This is a genomic window from Pseudomonas sp. KH_046_1, assembly GCF_057839025.1.
In genome coordinates this window covers 5,112,775-5,130,201 of the sequence record NZ_CM174481.1, presented here as the reverse complement: position 1 = coordinate 5,130,201, position 17,427 = coordinate 5,112,775, and the positions used below count along the sequence as shown (strand labels likewise).

Annotated in this window: 16 protein-coding genes; 9 read left to right on the top strand and 7 right to left on the bottom strand. The window is 62.6% G+C overall.

The genetic code is table 11. The annotated features are described in order from the left end of the window. The first annotated feature begins 20 nt into the window (after positions 1–20). Positions 21–3,917, top strand: coding sequence for a phosphoribosylformylglycinamidine synthase (purL, locus tag AC3IT9_RS23440; protein ID WP_151213892.1), 3,897 nt, complete (start codon positions 21–23; stop codon positions 3,915–3,917). Between the two features lie 5 nt (positions 3,918–3,922). Beyond that, on the top strand, positions 3,923–4,234 hold the full coding sequence (locus AC3IT9_RS23435) for a YqfO family protein (RefSeq protein ID WP_008053216.1): 312 nt from the start codon (positions 3,923–3,925) through the stop codon (positions 4,232–4,234). 184 nt (positions 4,235–4,418) lie between these two features. On the opposite strand, the gene nagE is transcribed toward AC3IT9_RS23435, so the two are convergent. The 7 genes from nagE to AC3IT9_RS23400 all read right to left on the bottom strand — a co-directional run bounded on the left by nagE (position 4,419) and on the right by AC3IT9_RS23400 (position 13,174). Further along, positions 4,419–6,134 carry an N-acetylglucosamine-specific PTS transporter subunit IIBC gene (gene nagE, locus AC3IT9_RS23430; RefSeq protein WP_489271132.1) on the bottom strand — a complete coding sequence of 572 codons (1,716 nt, stop codon included), beginning with the start codon at positions 6,132–6,134 and terminating at the stop codon, positions 4,419–4,421. Between the two features lie 29 nt (positions 6,135–6,163). After that, positions 6,164–8,680, bottom strand: a complete 2,517-nt coding sequence (gene ptsP / locus AC3IT9_RS23425; RefSeq protein WP_489271131.1) for a phosphoenolpyruvate--protein phosphotransferase — start codon at positions 8,678–8,680, stop codon at positions 6,164–6,166. Positions 8,681–8,844: 164 nt separating this feature from the next. After that, complete coding sequence (locus AC3IT9_RS23420) at positions 8,845–9,867, bottom strand: SIS domain-containing protein (protein WP_489271130.1); 1,023 nt, start codon at positions 9,865–9,867, stop codon at positions 8,845–8,847. After that, a complete protein-coding gene (gene nagA / locus AC3IT9_RS23415) occupies positions 9,848–10,954 on the bottom strand; it encodes an N-acetylglucosamine-6-phosphate deacetylase (protein WP_489271129.1) in 1,107 nt (368 codons plus the stop codon). Before nagA ends, AC3IT9_RS23420 begins: the two co-directional genes overlap by 20 nt. A gap of 17 nt (positions 10,955–10,971) precedes the next feature. Continuing rightward, a complete protein-coding gene (locus AC3IT9_RS23410) occupies positions 10,972–11,703 on the bottom strand; it encodes a GntR family transcriptional regulator (RefSeq protein WP_046040977.1) in 732 nt (243 codons plus the stop codon). Positions 11,704–11,997: 294 nt separating this feature from the next. Beyond that, positions 11,998–12,501, bottom strand: a complete 504-nt coding sequence (locus tag AC3IT9_RS23405) for a L,D-transpeptidase family protein (protein ID WP_150726760.1) — start codon at positions 12,499–12,501, stop codon at positions 11,998–12,000. A 121-nt stretch (positions 12,502–12,622) separates the two neighbouring features. Further along, on the bottom strand, positions 12,623–13,174 hold the full coding sequence (locus AC3IT9_RS23400; RefSeq protein ID WP_008016748.1) for an NUDIX hydrolase: 552 nt from the start codon (positions 13,172–13,174) through the stop codon (positions 12,623–12,625). 14 nt (positions 13,175–13,188) lie between these two features. Here AC3IT9_RS23400 and AC3IT9_RS23395 point away from each other — a divergent pair, with 14 nt between their 5' ends. From AC3IT9_RS23395 to AC3IT9_RS23365, 7 genes are all read left to right on the top strand, one after another. After that, positions 13,189–13,332 carry a hypothetical protein gene (locus AC3IT9_RS23395; protein WP_172435319.1) on the top strand — a complete coding sequence of 48 codons (144 nt, stop codon included), beginning with the start codon at positions 13,189–13,191 and terminating at the stop codon, positions 13,330–13,332. Continuing rightward, complete coding sequence (locus tag AC3IT9_RS23390) at positions 13,322–13,921, top strand: CoA pyrophosphatase (RefSeq protein WP_150754488.1); 600 nt, start codon at positions 13,322–13,324, stop codon at positions 13,919–13,921. The genes AC3IT9_RS23395 and AC3IT9_RS23390 overlap by 11 nt, the downstream gene beginning before the upstream one ends. Positions 13,922–13,993: 72 nt before the next feature. Further along, positions 13,994–14,518, top strand: coding sequence for a gamma carbonic anhydrase family protein (locus AC3IT9_RS23385; RefSeq protein ID WP_150754487.1), 525 nt, complete (start codon positions 13,994–13,996; stop codon positions 14,516–14,518). Next, positions 14,515–14,730 carry a DUF1289 domain-containing protein gene (locus AC3IT9_RS23380; RefSeq protein WP_150726757.1) on the top strand — a complete coding sequence of 72 codons (216 nt, stop codon included), beginning with the start codon at positions 14,515–14,517 and terminating at the stop codon, positions 14,728–14,730. Before AC3IT9_RS23385 ends, AC3IT9_RS23380 begins: the two co-directional genes overlap by 4 nt. 209 nt (positions 14,731–14,939) lie before the next feature. Further along, positions 14,940–15,407, top strand: coding sequence for a VUT family protein (locus AC3IT9_RS23375; protein WP_150672984.1), 468 nt, complete (start codon positions 14,940–14,942; stop codon positions 15,405–15,407). 87 nt (positions 15,408–15,494) lie between these two features. Beyond that, on the top strand, positions 15,495–16,676 hold the full coding sequence (gene purT / locus AC3IT9_RS23370) for a formate-dependent phosphoribosylglycinamide formyltransferase (protein WP_007982831.1): 1,182 nt from the start codon (positions 15,495–15,497) through the stop codon (positions 16,674–16,676). Positions 16,677–16,861: 185 nt separating this feature from the next. Further along, positions 16,862–17,410, top strand: coding sequence for a sugar ABC transporter ATPase (locus AC3IT9_RS23365; protein WP_150726754.1), 549 nt, complete (start codon positions 16,862–16,864; stop codon positions 17,408–17,410). Positions 17,411–17,427 lie beyond the last annotated feature (17 nt).

The window sequence follows — 17,427 nt, the reverse complement described above, 5'->3', positions numbered from 1 at the left end:
TTCCCGAGGCTGTCCCGAAGATGTTGATCCTGCGCGGCGCTCCTGCCCTTTCTGCCTTTCGCCACAGCAAACTCCTTGAGCAACTGAGCCAGAAGGTTCCGGCTGTCAGTGGCCTGTATGCTGAATTCGCTCACTTCGCCGAAGTTACCGGCGTCCTGACCGGCGACGAACAGCAGGTGCTTGCGCGCCTTCTGAAGTACGGTCCAAGCGTTCCGGTACAGGAACCGACCGGTCGTCTGTTTCTGGTGCTGCCGCGTTTCGGCACCATCTCGCCGTGGTCTAGCAAGGCCAGCGACATCGCCCGCAACTGTGGCCTGGCGAAAATCCAGCGCCTGGAGCGCGGCATCGCGTTCTACGTGGCCGGCCAGTTCAGCGACGCTGAAGCCCAGCTGATCGCCGACGGTCTGCACGACCGCATGACCCAGATCGTCCTGGGCAACCTCGAACAGGCTGCCGGCCTGTTCAGCCACGCCGAGCCGAAGCCCCTGACCGCCATCGACGTGTTGGGTGGCGGCCGCGCCGCGCTGGAAAAAGCCAACACCGAGCTGGGCCTGGCCCTGGCCGAAGACGAAATCGACTATCTGGTCAACGCCTTCGTGGGCCTTTCGCGCAACCCGCACGACATCGAACTGATGATGTTCGCCCAGGCGAACTCCGAGCACTGCCGTCACAAGATCTTCAACGCCAGTTGGGACATCGACGGCCAGAGCCAGGAAAAAAGCCTGTTCGGCATGATCAAGAACACCTACGTGATGCACAGCGAAGGCGTTCTGTCGGCTTATAAGGACAACGCTTCGGTGATCGTCGGCTCCGTGGCCGGTCGTTTCTTCCCGGACCCTGAGACCCGCCAGTACGGCGCGGTGCAGGAGCCGGTGCACATCCTGATGAAAGTCGAGACGCACAACCACCCGACCGCGATTGCCCCGTTCCCGGGCGCATCCACCGGTTCCGGTGGCGAAATCCGCGACGAAGGCGCAACCGGTCGCGGTGCCAAGCCGAAGGCTGGCCTGACCGGTTTCACCGTGTCGAACCTGCAGATCCCGGGCTTCGAACAGCCGTGGGAAGTGCCGTACGGCAAGCCTGAGCGCATCGTTACCGCGCTGGACATCATGATCGAAGGCCCGCTGGGCGGCGCTGCATTCAACAACGAATTCGGTCGTCCGGCACTGACCGGCTACTTCCGTACCTTCGAACAGTCGATCACCACCCCGCACGGTGACGAAGTTCGCGGTTACCACAAGCCGATCATGCTGGCTGGCGGCATGGGCAACATCCGTGAAGAACACGTCAAGAAAGGCGAGATCCTGGTCGGCTCCAAGCTGATCGTGCTCGGCGGCCCGGCGATGCTGATCGGCCTGGGTGGCGGTGCGGCTTCCTCCATGGCCACCGGCACCAGCTCGGCGGACCTGGACTTCGCTTCGGTACAGCGTGAAAACCCTGAGATGGAACGTCGCTGCCAGGAAGTCATCGACCGTTGCTGGCAACTGGGTGACAAGAACCCGATCAGCTTCATCCACGACGTGGGTGCGGGCGGTCTGTCCAACGCCTTCCCGGAACTGGTCAACGACGGCGACCGTGGTGGCCGTTTCGAACTGCGCAACATTCCAAACGACGAGCCGGGCATGGCCCCGCACGAAATCTGGTCCAACGAATCCCAGGAGCGTTACGTCCTGGCGGTCGGCCCGGCTGACTTCGAGCGCTTCAAGGCGATCTGCGAACGTGAGCGTTGCCCGTTTGCCGTAGTCGGCGAAGCCACTGCCGAACCGCAGCTGACCGTCACCGACAGCCACTTCGGCAACAGCCCGGTGGACATGCCACTGGAAGTGTTGCTGGGCAAGGCTCCACGCATGCACCGTTCGGTGGTTCGTGAAAACGAACTGGGCGACGATTTCGATCCGTCGACCCTCGACATCGCCAACTGCGTCGAGCGCGTCCTGCATCACCCGGCCGTGGCCAGCAAGAGTTTCCTGATCACCATCGGCGACCGCACCATCACCGGCCTCGTGGCCCGTGACCAGATGGTCGGCCCGTGGCAGGTTCCGGTGGCCGACGTTGCCGTCACCGCCACCAGCTTCGACGTCTACACCGGTGAAGCCATGGCCATGGGCGAGCGTACTCCGCTGGCACTGCTGGACGCTCCGGCGTCGGGTCGCATGGCCATCGGCGAAACCCTGACCAACATCGCCGCTTCGCGCATTGGCAAGATCTCCGACATCAAGTTGTCGGCGAACTGGATGTCCGCAGCCGGTCACCCGGGTGAAGATGCACGCCTGTACGACACCGTGAAAGCGGTTGGCATGGAACTGTGCCCTGAGCTGGGCATCACCATTCCGGTGGGCAAGGACTCGATGTCCATGGCCACTCGCTGGAACGATGAAGGCGTGGACAAGTCCGTCACTTCGCCAATGTCCCTGATCGTGACCGGTTTCGCGCCAGTGACTGACATCCGTCAGACCCTGACCCCACAACTGCGCATGGACAAGGGCACCACCGACCTGATTCTGATCGACCTGGGCCGCGGCCAGAACCGCATGGGCGCCTCGATCCTCGCGCAGGTTCACGGCAAGCTCGGCAAGCAGGCTCCGGACGTCGATGACGCCGAAGACCTGAAAGCCTTCTTCGCCGTGATCCAGGGCCTCAACGCCGACGGCCACCTGCTGGCTTACCACGACCGTTCCGACGGTGGTCTGTTGACCAGCGTTGTCGAGATGGCTTTCGCCGGTCACTGCGGCCTGAGCCTGAACCTCGACGGTCTGGCAGAAACCTCCGCCGACATCGCCGCGATCCTGTTCAACGAAGAACTGGGTGCCGTGATCCAGGTTCGCCAGGACGCTACCCCGGACATCCTCGCGCAGTTCAGCGCTGCCGGCCTGGGTGACTGCGTGTCGGTGATCGGTCAGCCAATCAACAATGGCGAGATCGGCATCACGTTCAACGGTGACACCGTGTTCGAAGGCCAGCGTCGTCTGCTGCAGCGCCAGTGGGCCGAGACCAGCTACCAGATCCAGCGTCTGCGTGACAACGCCGACTGCGCCGAGCAAGAATTCGACGTGCTGCTGGAAGAGGACAACCCGGGCCTGAGCGTCAAGCTGAGCTACGACGTCAACCAGGACATCGCCGCGCCTTACATCAAGAAAGGCATTCGCCCACAGGTTGCCGTACTGCGTGAGCAGGGCGTCAACGGTCAGGTGGAAATGGCGGCCGCGTTCGACCGCGCCGGTTTCAACGCGATCGACGTGCACATGAGCGACATTCTGGCCGGCCGTGTCGACCTGAACGAGTTCAAGGGCATGGTCGCTTGCGGTGGTTTCTCCTACGGCGACGTACTGGGTGCCGGTGAAGGCTGGGCGAAATCCGCGCTGTTCAACAGCCGTGCCCGCGATGCGTTCCAGGGCTTCTTCGAGCGTAACGACAGCTTCACCCTCGGCGTGTGCAACGGTTGCCAGATGATGTCCAACCTGCACGAGCTGATCCCGGGCAGCGAGTTCTGGCCGCACTTCGTGCGCAACCGTTCCGAGCAGTTCGAAGCCCGTGTTGCCATGGTGCAGATCCAGGAGTCGAACTCGATCTTCCTGCAAGGCATGGCCGGTTCGCGTATGCCGATCGCCATTGCTCACGGCGAAGGTCATGCCGAGTTCTCCAGCGAAGAAGCACTGCTGGAAGCCGATCTGTCCGGTTGCGTGGCGATGCGTTTCGTCGACAACCACGGCAAGGTCACCGAAAGCTACCCGGCCAACCCGAACGGCTCGCCGCGCGGGATCACCGGTTTGACCAGCCGCGACGGTCGCGTGACCATCATGATGCCGCACCCGGAGCGTGTGTTCCGCGCCGTGCAGAACTCGTGGCGCTCCGATGACTGGAACGAAGATGCACCGCTGATGCGCATGTTCCGTAATGCTCGCGTGTGGGTGAACTAAGCGCCGTGTACAAGCTCAGTTTTTTTGTTCCCGACAGTCATGTCGAAGTGGTCAAAAGTGCCGTATTCGCCGCCGGTGGCGGTCGAATCGGTGCTTACGACCACTGTGCGTGGCAGGTGTTGGGCCTTGGCCAGTTTCGTCCACTGGATGGCAGTCAGCCATTCATTGGCGAGGCAGGGCAGGTCGAGCAGGTCGAGGAATGGAAGGTTGAGCTGGTGGTGGCCGATGAGTTGATTCGCTCGGTGGTGGCGGCTCTGAAACAGAGCCATCCCTACGAGACACCGGCTTATGAAGTGTGGCGGTTGGAGGATTTCTGATCCTCTGCCGCTGAAGTGAAAATCCCGCTGAAAGAGATTTCAGCGGGTTTTTTGTTGATCGGGTTTTTGTGGTGCTGCTTATGGCCTCTTCGCGAGCAGGCTCGCTCCCACAGTGGATGGACGTACACCGGACCCTTGTGGGAGCGAGCCTGCTCGCGAAGACTGACTGTCGGGCGCTGAAGATTTAAACCTTGGCACTCACCTCACTGCGATTGACCAACACTTCCAGCGCATCACTCAAGCTCGACGCCTTGTCGCCAATCAGCAGATGCCAGATGCCACCTTCCAACTGGCTGACGCCCTGACAGCCCAGTGCTTTCAAATCACACTCCGATAACGCCTTGCCATTGGCCAGTTGCAGGCGAATGCGGGTCATGGCGACGCAATCGAGTTGCAGCACATTGTCGCCACCGCCCAGCGCATTGAGCCATTGCTGTGCCTCGGGTGTCGCCACGGCGGCAGGTTTCGGTGCGTCGATTTCTGCTGCCGGCGACGACACGATGGCGCGACCCAGCGCCGGCATCGCCAGGCGAATCTCATCCGCAATCGCGTCGGCCATCGGCCCGACTACCACCTGCAAACTTCCGCCCTTGCCCGGACGCACCACGGCCATGGCGCCGAGCGCTTTCAGATCGGCGTCCGAGGCTTTGTTACGATCCACCATGTCCAGGCGCAAACGCGTGGTGCAAGCACCGACGGTGATCAGGTTCTCGGCACCGCCCAGGGCCTTGATGTAAGCCCCGGCGCGTTCATTGTCGGCCACTGCAACCTGCGGGGCGGCAGCGCTGGTTTCGCGGCCCGGGGTTTTCAGGTCGAAGCGGCGAATACAGAAATCGAACACCACGTAATAGATCACCGCATACGCCAGGCCCACCGGGAACACCATCCAGCCGTTGGTGGACTTGCCCCAGCCAAGGATCATGTCGATGAAACCGCCGGAGAAGGTGAACCCCAAGTGGATGTTCAGGGCATTGGTGATGGCCATCGACAGGCCGGTCAGCAACGCATGCAGCAGAAACAGCAACGGCGCGAGGAACATGAAGGCAAATTCGATCGGCTCGGTGACGCCGGTCAGGAACGCAGTCAACGCCATCGAGAGGAAGATCCCGCCCATCACCTTGCGCCGTTCCGGCAGGGCGTTGCGGTACATCGCCAGGCAGGCGGCGGGCAGGCCGAAGATCATCATCGGGAACATGCCGGTCATGAACTGGCCACCTTTCGGATCGCCGGCGAAGTAGCGCGACAGGTCGCCAGTCACCAGCGCGCCGGTGGTGGGGTCGGTGAAGTTGCCGAACACGAACCACGCCATGTTGTTGAGGATGTGGTGCAGGCCGGTGACGATCAGCAGGCGGTTGAACACACCGAAGACGAACGCGCCGAAGCTGCCGCTTTCCATCATCAGCGTGCCGAAGCTGTTGATGCCGTGCTGGATCGGCGGCCAGATATAGCCGAACACCACGCCCAGCCCCACGGCGGCGAACCCGGTGGCAATCGGCACAAAACGCCGGCCACCGAAGAACGCCAGGTACTCCGGCAGCTTGATGTCCTTGAAGCGGTTGTACAGCGCGCCGGCCATCAGGCCGCTGACGATCCCGGCGAGCATGCCCATGTTGATGCTCGGGTCGAGCACCTTGAGGGTGGAGATCATCACCAGGTAGCCGATCACCCCGGCGAGCCCCGCCGTACCGTTGTTGTCCTTGGCGAAACCGACCGCGATGCCGATGGCGAAGATCATCGCCAGGTTGGCGAAGATCACCTGGCCGGCGTCGTGGATGATCGCGATGTTCAGCAGGTCGGTATCGCCCAGGCGCAGCAGCAGGCCGGCAATCGGCAGGATCGCGATCGGCAGCATCAGCGCGCGGCCGAGGCGTTGCAGGCCTTCGATGAAAAGTTGGTACATGGCGGTTCTCCGTGGATTCTTGTTGTTCTTTAGCCCAGCGGCCAATGCTGGTGACAAGCGTGACGCACCGCGCTGGCGCTGCTCAGCTTGAGCAGGTCCTGGCTGATGCGCCGGCATTCGCTGGCATCGAGATGACGCACGCGGTCCTTGATTTCGCCGACCTGTACCGGGCTCACCGACAACTCACTGACCCCCAGGCCGATCAACACCGGCGTGGCCAACGGATCGGACGCCAGTGCACCGCACACGCCCACCCAACGGTTGTGCAACGCAGCACCGGCGCAGGTCTGGGCGATCAGCCGCAGCAGTGCCGGGTGCAGCGCATCGACGCGGGCGGCGAGCCCGGCGTGGTCGCGGTCCATGGCCAGGGTGTATTGCGACAGGTCGTTGGTGCCGATGGACAGGAAGTCCGCGTGTTCGGCCAGTTGCTCGGCCAGCAGCGCGGCGGCTGGAACTTCGATCATCACCCCCAGCTCCGGGCGTTGCGCCAGGCCGAGTTCACCGCACAAGGCGTCGAGGCGCTGGCGGATGTGCAGCAGTTCATCGACTTCAGTGACCATCGGCAGCAGGATCCGGCAGCGTGACAACGGGCGCAGGTGCAGCAGCGCACGCAGTTGCTGGTCGAGCAGTTCAGGGCGAACCTGGGCCAGGCGAATGCCGCGCAGGCCGAGCACCGGATTGGCCTCGGCGGGCAGTGGCAGGTAGTCCAGTTGCTTGTCGCCGCCGACGTCGATGGTGCGAATGATCACCGACTTGTCGCCCATGGCATTGAGCACCGCTTGGTAGGCCTGGTGTTGTTCCTGTTCGTCCGGGGCGGTGTGGCGGTCGACGAAGAGAAACTCGGTGCGCAGCAAGCCGACGCCGTCGGCGCCATTGGCCAGTGCGTCTGCCGCTTCCGCGCTGGACGCCACGTTGGCGGCGACTTCGATGCGCAGGCCATCGGTGGTCAGCGCGGGTGTGTGGGCCTGGGCCTGTTGTTCGGCCCGGCGTTGTTGCTGTTGCTGTTGCAGCTGGCGCACGTCGGCCAGGCGCTGTGTGCTGGGTGTCAGTTCGAGGCGGCCGCCGTCGGCGTCCAGCACCACCGGTTGTCCCTGTTGCTGATCGAGCAGCGTCGAGCCCAGTGCGACCATGCACGGCAGGCCTTTGCCCCGGGCCAGAATCGCTACGTGGGAGGTCGCGCCACCTTCGGCCATGCACAGCCCGGCGACGCCTTGCTGGCTCAGTTGCAGTAAATCGGAGGGCGTCAGTTCATGCGCCGCGACGATGGCGCCGGCTGGCACGTCGTAATGCCAGGTATCGCCGAGCAATGCGCGCAGCACCCGTTGCTTGAGATCGCGCAGGTCGTTGGCGCGTTCGGCCAGCAGCGTGCTGCCTGTTTGCTGGAGGACTTCGCATTGCGCGTCGATGGCCTGGCTCCAGGCGTGGGTCGCGGCCGTGCCCTGGGCGACGGTTTGACTGGCGGCGTCCAGCAGGGCCGGGTCTTCGAGCAGCGCCAGGTGTGCGGCGAAAATCGCCTCTTCAGCGGTGTCCTTGTGTTTTTTCGCCAGGGTCAGCGTGTGCTCGATTTCGCTGCGCACCTGGCTCCGTGCCGCGTCCAGCACTTGCTGTTGTTGCTGCGGATCATGGTGGCCGGCATCCACTGGCAGGCTGATCGCATTCAGGCGAAACAGCGGCCCGCCGACCAGGCCGGGCGCCGCGCAGACGCCGTGCAACACGCCGGCTTCGGCGGGGCGATTGCGTTGGGCAATCGTGGCTGGCGCGGCGGCGTGGTGGTCTTCAGCCAGGGCTGTGGATAACGCGGTCAACAAGGCTTGCAGTGCGGCTTCGGCATCCGGGCCCTGGCAACTGACCTGGACCTCCGCCTGCTCGCCGATGGCCAGCCCCATCAGGCTGATCAGGCTGTCGCAGGTGGCCGACTTGCCGGCGAAATGCAGCTGCGATTTGCTTTTGAAGCCTTGCGCGGTCTGACGGATCAGTGCGGCTGGCCGCGCGTGCAGGCCGCCACGGTGAGCAATGCGCACGTGACCGACAATCTCTGCGCCAGCAAATTCGGCATCGACCTGTGCGCTCGACGTCTGTCGACGAATGATGTGCAGCAACGGCTCGCCGACCTTTACCGACTTGAGCGTGATGGGCCGTGCCTGAAAGTCCTGGCTGTTGGTGAGGATCAGCAGGCTGACCAGGCTCTTGCACTGTTGCGCGACCTTGTCCAGGTCGTAGCGCAGCAGCGGTTGGCCGTTGGCGACGCGTGCGCCTTCCTTGACCAGCATCGAGAAGCCCTGGCCCTGCAACTCGACCGTGTCGAGGCCCAGGTGCAGGAGCAATTCCGCGCCGTTGTCGGCACGCAAGGTCACCGCGTGACCGGTGCGGGCGACATGCACCACCACGCCGGCGCAGGGGGCGTGGAGCGTGTCGTTGAGCGGATCGATGGCAATGCCGTCACCCATGGCGCCGCTGGCGAACACCGGGTCCGGGACTTTGGCGAGCGTGAGCACCGGGCCGCTGAGCGGGGCGCTTAAGGTCAGCTCTTTATTGTTGTTATGCATGGCTCGGTCTCATCAAAAAATAGTTCAGATCAATCCACTCCCTGTAGGAGCGAGCCTGCTCGCGAAGAACTTGAGAGCAACACGTTCATTCAGGAAGGACGCGTCATTGTTCATGTCCATCGCGAGCAGGCTCGCTCCTACAGGTCAATCAATCGCCATTCGATTTAGTGTGTTCGGGTCACTTTGCTCAGGTGTCGCGGCTGGTCCGGGTCCATGCCACGGGCCACGGCCAGGCCGGCGGCCATCACGTAGAAACTCTGGATCGCGAGAATCGGGTCGAGGGCCGGGTGTTCGGCGCGGGTCAGGGTCAGGTCGCGTTCAAGCACGTCATCCGGCGCGGCCAGCAGGACCCGGGCGCCGCGTTGGCGCATGTCGGCGGCCAGGCTCAACAAACCAGCCTGTTCGGCGCCTCGTGGGGCAAACACCAGCAGCGGGTAGTTGTCGCCGATCAAGGCCATCGGGCCGTGACGGACTTCGGCGCTGCTGAAGGCTTCGGCCTGGATCGCCGAGGTTTCCTTGAACTTGAGCGCTGCTTCCTGGGCGATGGCGAAACCGGCACCACGGCCGATCACCATCAGCCGCTGACAATCGCGCAAGGCGTCGATGGCCGGGCTCCAGTCCTGTTGCGCGGCGTCGCGCAGGCCATGGGGCAAGGCATTACCGGCCTCGAGCAGTTCGGTGTCTTCTTTCCAGTGGCCAATCAACCGGGCGCTGGCGCTGAGGGTGGCGATGAAGCTCTTGGTCGCGGCGACGCTGCTTTCGGTGCCGGCACACAGCGGCAGGCTGAATTCGCAGGCGGCTTCCAGCGGCGAGTCTTCGACATTGACCAGCGAAATGCTCAATGCACCGCGCTTGCGCAGCAGGCGCAGGCTGTTGACCAGGTCCGGGCTTTGCCCCGATTGCGAAAAGGCGAACGCCACCTGGCCGCTGACCTTCAACGGTGCCTGTTGCATGGTCACCACCGACATCGGCAGTGAAGCCACCGGGATGCCCAGCAGTTGCATGGTCAGGTAGGCGAAGTAGCTGGCGGCGTGATCGGAGCTGCCCCGCGCCACGGTCATGGCCACTTGCGGCGGCTGGCGGCGCAGGCGCCCGGCGATCTCGATCATCTGCGGGTCGAGTGTTTGCAACTGGGCCTGCACGGCCTCGAACGAGGACAGCGCCTCTTCAAGCATTTTTGAAGTCAATGTCTTCTCCTTCGACCATGACAGCGGTCAGTTTCAGTGAGCGATCCAGCCGCACGCAGTCGGCCCAGGCCCCCGGTCGCAGGCGCCCGCGTTCGGTGATGCCGAGGTAGTCGGCGGGGAATTGCGACAGGCGCTGCGAGGCTTCGGCGATGGGCAGGCCGATCTTCACCAGGTTGCGCAGGGCCTGATCCATGGTCAGCGTGCTGCCGGCCAGGGTGCCGTCGGGCAGGCGCACACCACCCAGACATTTGGTCACGGTGTGGCTACCAAGCTTGTACTCGCCATCGGGCATGCCGGCGGCCGCAGTCGAGTCGGTGACGCAATACAGGCACGGAATCGAACGCAGGGCCACGCGGATGGCACCGGGGTGCACGTGCAGCAAGTCGGGAATCAGTTCGGCGTATTTGGCGTGGGCCAACGCGGCGCCGACGATCCCCGGTTCGCGGTGATGCAGTGGGCTCATGGCGTTGTAGAGGTGAGTGAAACTGCTGGCGCCGGCCTCCAGCGCGGCGACGCCTTCCTCGTAGCTGCCCAGGGTGTGGCCGATCTGCATGCGCACGCCGCGGCTGCTGAGATCGCGGATCAAGGCGTCGTGACCGGCGATTTCCGGGGCAATGGTGATCACCCGGATCGGCGCGAGCGCCAGATATTCTTCAACTTCGGCCATCAGCGCGGTGTGGGCGAAGTTGGGTTGCGCGCCGAGTTTGCCGGGGTTGATGTAGGGGCCTTCGAGGTGCACGCCGAGTACCCGGGCGCAGCCTTGGGGCCGCTGCTCACAGAATTCGCCGACGGCCTTGAGCACGCTGGATATCTCGTCGCTCGGTGCGGTCATGGTGGTGGCCAGCAACGACGTGGTGCCGAAGCGCACGTGGGTACGGGTGATGGTTTCGAAGGCCGGCGCGCCTTCCATGATGTCCTTGCCGCCGCCGCCGTGAACGTGCAGGTCGATGAAACCCGGCAGCAGGTACGGCAGATCATTGTCCGCCGGATCGCAGGACTGGCCTTCGATCGACACGACTTTGCCGTGTTCGTGCACCAGTCGGCCGCGAACCCAGCCGTGGGCGGTGAGGATGTTGTCTTCGGACATGTCGGGATCTCGGTTTTTTATCTACGAAGCTCTGCGACAAAGTCGTAGTAGTCGTTACGGCAATAGGTGTCGGTGACTTCGATGGGCGTGTTGTCTTCGAGGTAGCCGACCCGGGTCATCAGCAACATGGCGGTGCCGGGGGCGATGCCCACCAGTGCGGCGAACTCGTCCGAGGCGTTGATCGCCTGGATATGCTGCAGGGCGCGGACCACCGGTTTGCCGATGCCGTCGAGGAACTCGTAGAGGGAATCGCCCACCGCCTGCGGCTTGGGAATGATCGAGGCGGGCAGGGTGCTCATCTCGATGGCCATCACCGTGTCGTCGGCCTTGCGCAGGCGTTTTAGGCGCGCAACCTTGTCGTTGGGCGACAGGCCGAGGCGGATCAGCTCTTCGTGGGTCGGCAGGGTGATTTCCCGCTCCAGCCATTGCGAGCCGGGCACGAACCCCTTGAGGCGGAGCATTTCACTGAAGCCGGAAAGTCGCGACAGCGGTTGTTCGAGGCGCGGCGTGATGAAGGTGCCAGAGCCCTGGTTGCGGCGGATCAAGCCTTGTTCGAACAACACTTCCAATGCCTTGCGGGCGGTAACGCGAGAGATGCCCAGCGTCTCGCTCAGATTGCGTTCCGATGGCATCGCCTGCTCGGCTTTCCACTGGCCGGCGTGGATCGCCGCTTCCAGATTGCGTGCCAGTTGCAGGTACAACGGCGTGGGTTGGGTGTCGTCGGGGCGCAGGGCCTGGAGATCGTTCATGGCGGGTGTCCGGGGCGGATATTGGAATGTTTTTGCCCGTGAATGGGCGAAAACTAATACCACTTGAATACCATGTCAACGCCAGAGCTTTGCTGTTTGTGTAGGGAAACCTGCCTTGTCGGCTGGTTGGAATGGGGGTTGGTTTGAAGTGGTATTAGCGGTGGGCTTTAAAGCGACAAAGATCGCAGCCTGCGGCAGCTCCTACAGAGCGAAATGGTATTCACCCTGTAGGAGCTGCCGCAGGCTGCGATCTTTTGAATTTATTTTTCGAGGGCGACCAATGGTCGTGGGGAATTACGGACGAATTTCGATCATCGTGCCGTCCGGCACCAGGTTCCAGACTTCGCGCATGTCCATGTTGCGCATGGCAATGCAGCCGTCGGTCCAGTCCAGGGTGTGGAACAGGTTTTCCGGGGTGTCTTCGCTGTCCGGGGTGCCGTGGATCATGATCATGCCGCCGGGCTCGACGCCTTCACGACGGGCGCGGGCAGAATCGCTGATGTTCGGGTAGGAAATGTGCATCGCCAGGTTGAAGCGGTCGCTGATCTTGCGCCAGTCGACCCAGTAGAAGCCTTCCGGGGTGCGCTTGTCGCCTTCCATCAGCTTGGGCCCCTTGGGACGCTTGCCCAGGGAAATGCGATAGGTCTTGAGCGGCTTGCCGTCATTGATCAATTGCAATTGATGGGAAGACTTGAGAATCAGGATCTTCTCGATGACCTTGCCGTCCAGGGGTTCCACGGCAGAAGCCTGGGACACCGTGACAAACGACAAACAGAACAGGGCAAGCAACCAGCGCATTGAAACGATTCCCCAGGAGGTGTCGCGACTATTTATGTATAGAAGTTTTTGCAGGAGCTGCCGCAGGCTCGTGCCGCGTTCGGGCGATCTTTCGGCGCCGTTGAGTGATGCCGAGATGACATCAGATAATGGCAGGCTGAGCAAGTGGCGGGATCGATTCAGACCGAACGGGGTAGACCTCGGTCCGCCGGTCAGCGAAGAAGCATTCTAAGGTACGGCCCACTGTGCGGAAAGCCAGCTCATCCCATGGAATGTCCGCTTCGTCGAATAGTTGCACTTCCAGGCTCTCGGGGCCGGCGGAAAAATCCAGGTCCGCCAGTTCGGCACGGAAGAACACATGCACCTGGCTGATGTGCGGTACGTCGATCAGGGTATAGATGCTCAGGTTGCGCACTCGGGCGCAAGCTTCCTCGGCGGTTTCGCGAATGGCGGCCTGTTCGATGGTCTCGCCGTTCTCCATGAAACCGGCGGGCAGGGTCCAGTAGCCGCGACGTGGCTCGATAGCCCGCCGGCACAGCAACACCTTGGTGCCCCAGGTCGCCACGCAGCCGGCGACGATGTTGGGGTTCTGGTAGTGAATGGCCTGACAGCTGTCGCAAACAAAACGCAGGCGCGAATCGCCTTCGGGAATGCGCTGGGTCACCGGGTTACCGCACTGGCTGCAAAATTTCATGCTGGGGTTCCTGAATGCTGCGCCTATCTTGGCGTGCGGCAGTGCCGGTCGGCAAGTTGTCGTTTCGCGACATGGGGCGGTTGCGGGGGTTGGGCGGCCGCAGCGATTGGTGCATGATGCCGGGTAAGGCACAGATCGAGAACACTCATGCTGGATGAGCTACTGCATCGGGTTAGTAACCACACACCACGCACACTGGAGACCGACCGTCGTTTTCCCGAGGCCGCGGTGCTGGTGCCCATCACCCGCAGTGACGAGCCCGAGCTGGTGTTGACCCTGCGTGCCAGCGGCCTGTCGACCCATGGCGGCGAAGTCGCCTTCCCCGGCGGGCGCCGTGACCCCGAAGACCCCGACCTGATTTTCACCGCCCTGCGTGAAGCCGAAGAAGAGATCGGCCTGCCGCCGGGGCTGGTCGAGGTGATCGGCCCGCTCAGCCCGCTGATCAGCCTGCATGGCATCAAGGTCACGCCCTATGTCGGGGTGATCCCGGATTTTGTCCAATACCAGGCCAACGATGCCGAGATCGCCGCGGTGTTCAGCGTGCCCCTGGAGTTCTTCCGCAAAGACCCCCGCGAACATACCCATCGCATCGATTATCAGGGCCGCAGCTGGTACGTGCCGAGCTATCGCTTTGGCGAATACAAGATCTGGGGCCTGACGGCGATCATGATCGTCGAGTTGATCAACCTGCTGTATGACGCCAAAATCAGCCTGCATCAGCCTCCCAAAAGCTTTATCAATATCTGAAGCCATCGTTCGAATGGCCTGAATCCTGGTTTTGCTGAAAAAAAGCCTGCCTGAGCCTTGAGGAATCCAACAATGAAATACCGCCTGGGCGACGCCCGCGTCGAAACCCATCCACAGAGCTGGGTCGCACCCAATGCCGTGCTGGTGGGCAAGGTCAAGCTGGAAGAGGGCGCCAACGTCTGGTTCAACGCCGTATTGCGCGGCGACAACGAGTTGATCCTGATCGGCAAGAACAGCAACGTCCAGGACGGCACCGTGATGCACACCGACATGGGCTACCCGCTGACCATCGGCACCGGCGTGACCATCGGCCACAACGCCATGCTCCACGGCTGCACCGTTGGCGACTACAGCCTGATCGGCATCAACGCGGTGATTCTCAATGGTGCGAAGATCGGCAAGAACTGCATCATCGGCGCCAACTCGCTGATCGGCGAAGGCAAGGAGATTCCGGACGGATCGCTGGTCATGGGCTCGCCCGGCAAAGTGGTGCGCGAATTGACCGAGCCGCAAATCAAGATGCTGGAGGCCAGCGCTGCTCACTATGTACACAACTCGCAGCGTTATGCCCGCGACCTGGCCGAGCAGGAAGAATGACCACCACTGAACGCCCGGTTGCATCGCCCTGCGTGAACATTTGTGCGCTGGATGACGATGACATCTGCACCGGTTGCCAACGCACGGTGGAAGAAATCACCCGCTGGAGCCGCATGGACAACGACGAGCGGCGCAAGGTGCTGGGGTTGTGTCATGAGCGGGCCAAGGCCAGTGGGTTGATCTGGATGTTGCCTTCCAAATCCGATAACTGAATTGGCCCCGGAAAGTGCTTCGCACTTTATCGCGAGCAAGCTCGCTCCCACATTGGTTTGGTGTCGATCACAAAAGTGGGGGTCGACATGAATCAATTGTGGGAGCGAGCTTGCTCGCGATGAGGCCATCCCAGGCACCCGACCTCTATTGGCTCGCCTCCCCCTCTGAAGTACCCTGTGCACAAAATTGACAGGTACTTGTACACGCCATGCTCTTCCTGATCGCCTACATCAGCAGCGTCGTGCTGATCAACTACGCCTTTTCCACCGCGCCGCACCTGGACATCATCTGGTCGGCCTGGGGCGGGCTGGTGTTTGTGTTGCGCGACATGGTGCAAGCCCGGTTCGGGCATGGCGCCCTCGCGGCGATGCTGGTGGCGCTGGTGTTGTCCTATGTCACCTCCGATCCGTCCATCGCCCTGGCCAGCGCCACGGCGTTCGCGGTTTCCGAGTGCATCGACTGGCTGGTGTTCAGCATCACCAAACGCCCGCTGCATGATCGCCTGTGGATAAGTTCGGCCCTGAGCATTCCCCTCGATACCTTTATCTTTTTCGGCATGATCGACGCCCTAACGCCGGGGGTGATCCTCACCGCCCTGGGTTCGAAATTCGCCGGGGTCACCGCCGTGTGGCTGATCATGGCCTGGCGCCTGCGCAAACAGGCTGTCGTCGGCTGAAGTTCATGTAAAATGCCGCGCTTTCTCCCCATGGGAAGCGCGCATGGCGACGCGTCCCTCGATGATCCGCTCCTTGAGGACCTTCAGATGACCCGTATCGGAACCCCATTGTCGCCGACCGCGACCCGCGTATTGATGTGTGGCTGTGGCGAGTTGGGCAAGGAAGTGGTGATCGAGCTGCAACGCCTGGGCGTTGAAGTGATTGCCGTGGACCGCTACGCCAACGCGCCGGCCATGCAGGTGGCGCACCGCAGCCACGTGATCAACATGCTCGATGGTGCTGCGCTGCGCGCCGTGATCGAAGCCGAGAAGCCGCACTTCATCGTCCCGGAAATCGAAGCCATCGCCACCGCGACCCTGGTGGAACTGGAGGCCGAAGGCTTCACCGTGATCCCGACCGCCCGCGCTGCGCAATTGACCATGAACCGCGAAGGCATCCGTCGCCTGGCCGCTGAAGAGCTGGACCTGCCAACCTCGCCGTACCACTTCGCCGACACCTTCGAGGACTACAGCAAAGCCGTTGAAGACCTCGGTTTTCCGTGTGTGGTCAAGCCGGTCATGAGCTCGTCGGGCAAGGGCCAGAGCCTGCTGCGCAGCGTTGATGACGTGCAGAAAGCCTGGGACTACGCCCAGGAAGGTGGCCGTGCCGGTAAAGGTCGGGTGATCATCGAAGGCTTCATCGATTTCGACTACGAAATCACCCTGCTGACCGTGCGCCACGTCGGCGGCACTACCTTCTGCGCGCCGGTCGGCCACCGTCAGGAGAAGGGCGACTATCAGGAATCCTGGCAGCCGCAAGCCATGAGCCCGATTGCTCTGGCTGAATCCGAACGTGTTGCCAAGGCCGTGACCGAAGCCCTGGGTGGCCGTGGTCTGTTCGGCGTCGAGCTATTCATCAAGGGTGATCAGGTGTGGTTCAGCGAAGTCTCGCCGCGCCCGCATGACACCGGCCTGGTCACGCTGATTTCCCAGGACCTGTCGCAGTTCGCCCTGCATGCACGGGCCATTCTCGGTCTTCCGATCCCGTTGATCCGTCAGTTCGGGCCTTCGGCCTCGGCGGTGATCCTGGTGGAAGGGCAGTCGACCCAGACCGCTTTCGCCAACCTGGGCGCTGCCCTGAGCGAACCGGACACCGCGCTGCGCCTGTTCGGCAAGCCTGAGGTCAACGGCCAGCGCCGCATGGGCGTGGCCCTGGCGCGCGACGAATCGATCGAAGCGGCCCGCGCCAAGGCGACCCGTGCTTCGCAAGCGGTAGTCGTGGAACTGTAAAAAATTCTCCGGCGGGCCTATACCTTCTATGGGCATCGCGCCAATGCTTTACCTGTAGGAGCGAGCCTGCTCGCGATGGTCGTTAACGATAACGCGGGGAGTCTGGTTCCCCGCGGTGCTCTTGAGTCCATCGCGAGCAGGCTCGCTCCTACAGGTCATTCATCAATGTTCCAGGCCTGTACCTCATGAACTCCCAAAGCATCATCGTCCCGAAAATCTCCACCCTGCCGGTACACGAACCCCGGGCCCGGGCCGTCGTGCGCTGGCTGGTGCGCAAGAACATCATCCAGGAAGAACTGACCACTTGCGGCCGCACCGGCAATCGCATGGCCCACGCCATCGCCGACGGTGCCCGCGCAGTGGTCCTGCACCCCGAAGCCCTGCCGTTCGGCGATCCGATCAATGGCCTGGAGATCATCACCAAGCGCTGCATCTATACGCCAGCCAAGGGATTCCTTGAAGAGGCGGGCTGCGCCGAGTGCCGCAAGGAAGTGGGTGAAGCCCTGTTCGAAAGCCTGGAAGACTGGATGCCGGGGCGTACCGACAACTTCACCTGCCCCGAATGCGGGCATGAAGACGATATCAACGGCTTTCTGTTCCTGCAGGAATGCGGCTTCTCCAACCTCGGTTTCATCTTCAATAACTGGGCCGAAGCCGGGTTCAAGCAGAGCTTTATCGATGAATTCGCCGATTGGCTCGATCAGCCGGTCAGTTGGGTGAAAGTCGAGTTGTAGGCGGCGCCAATCTCCGT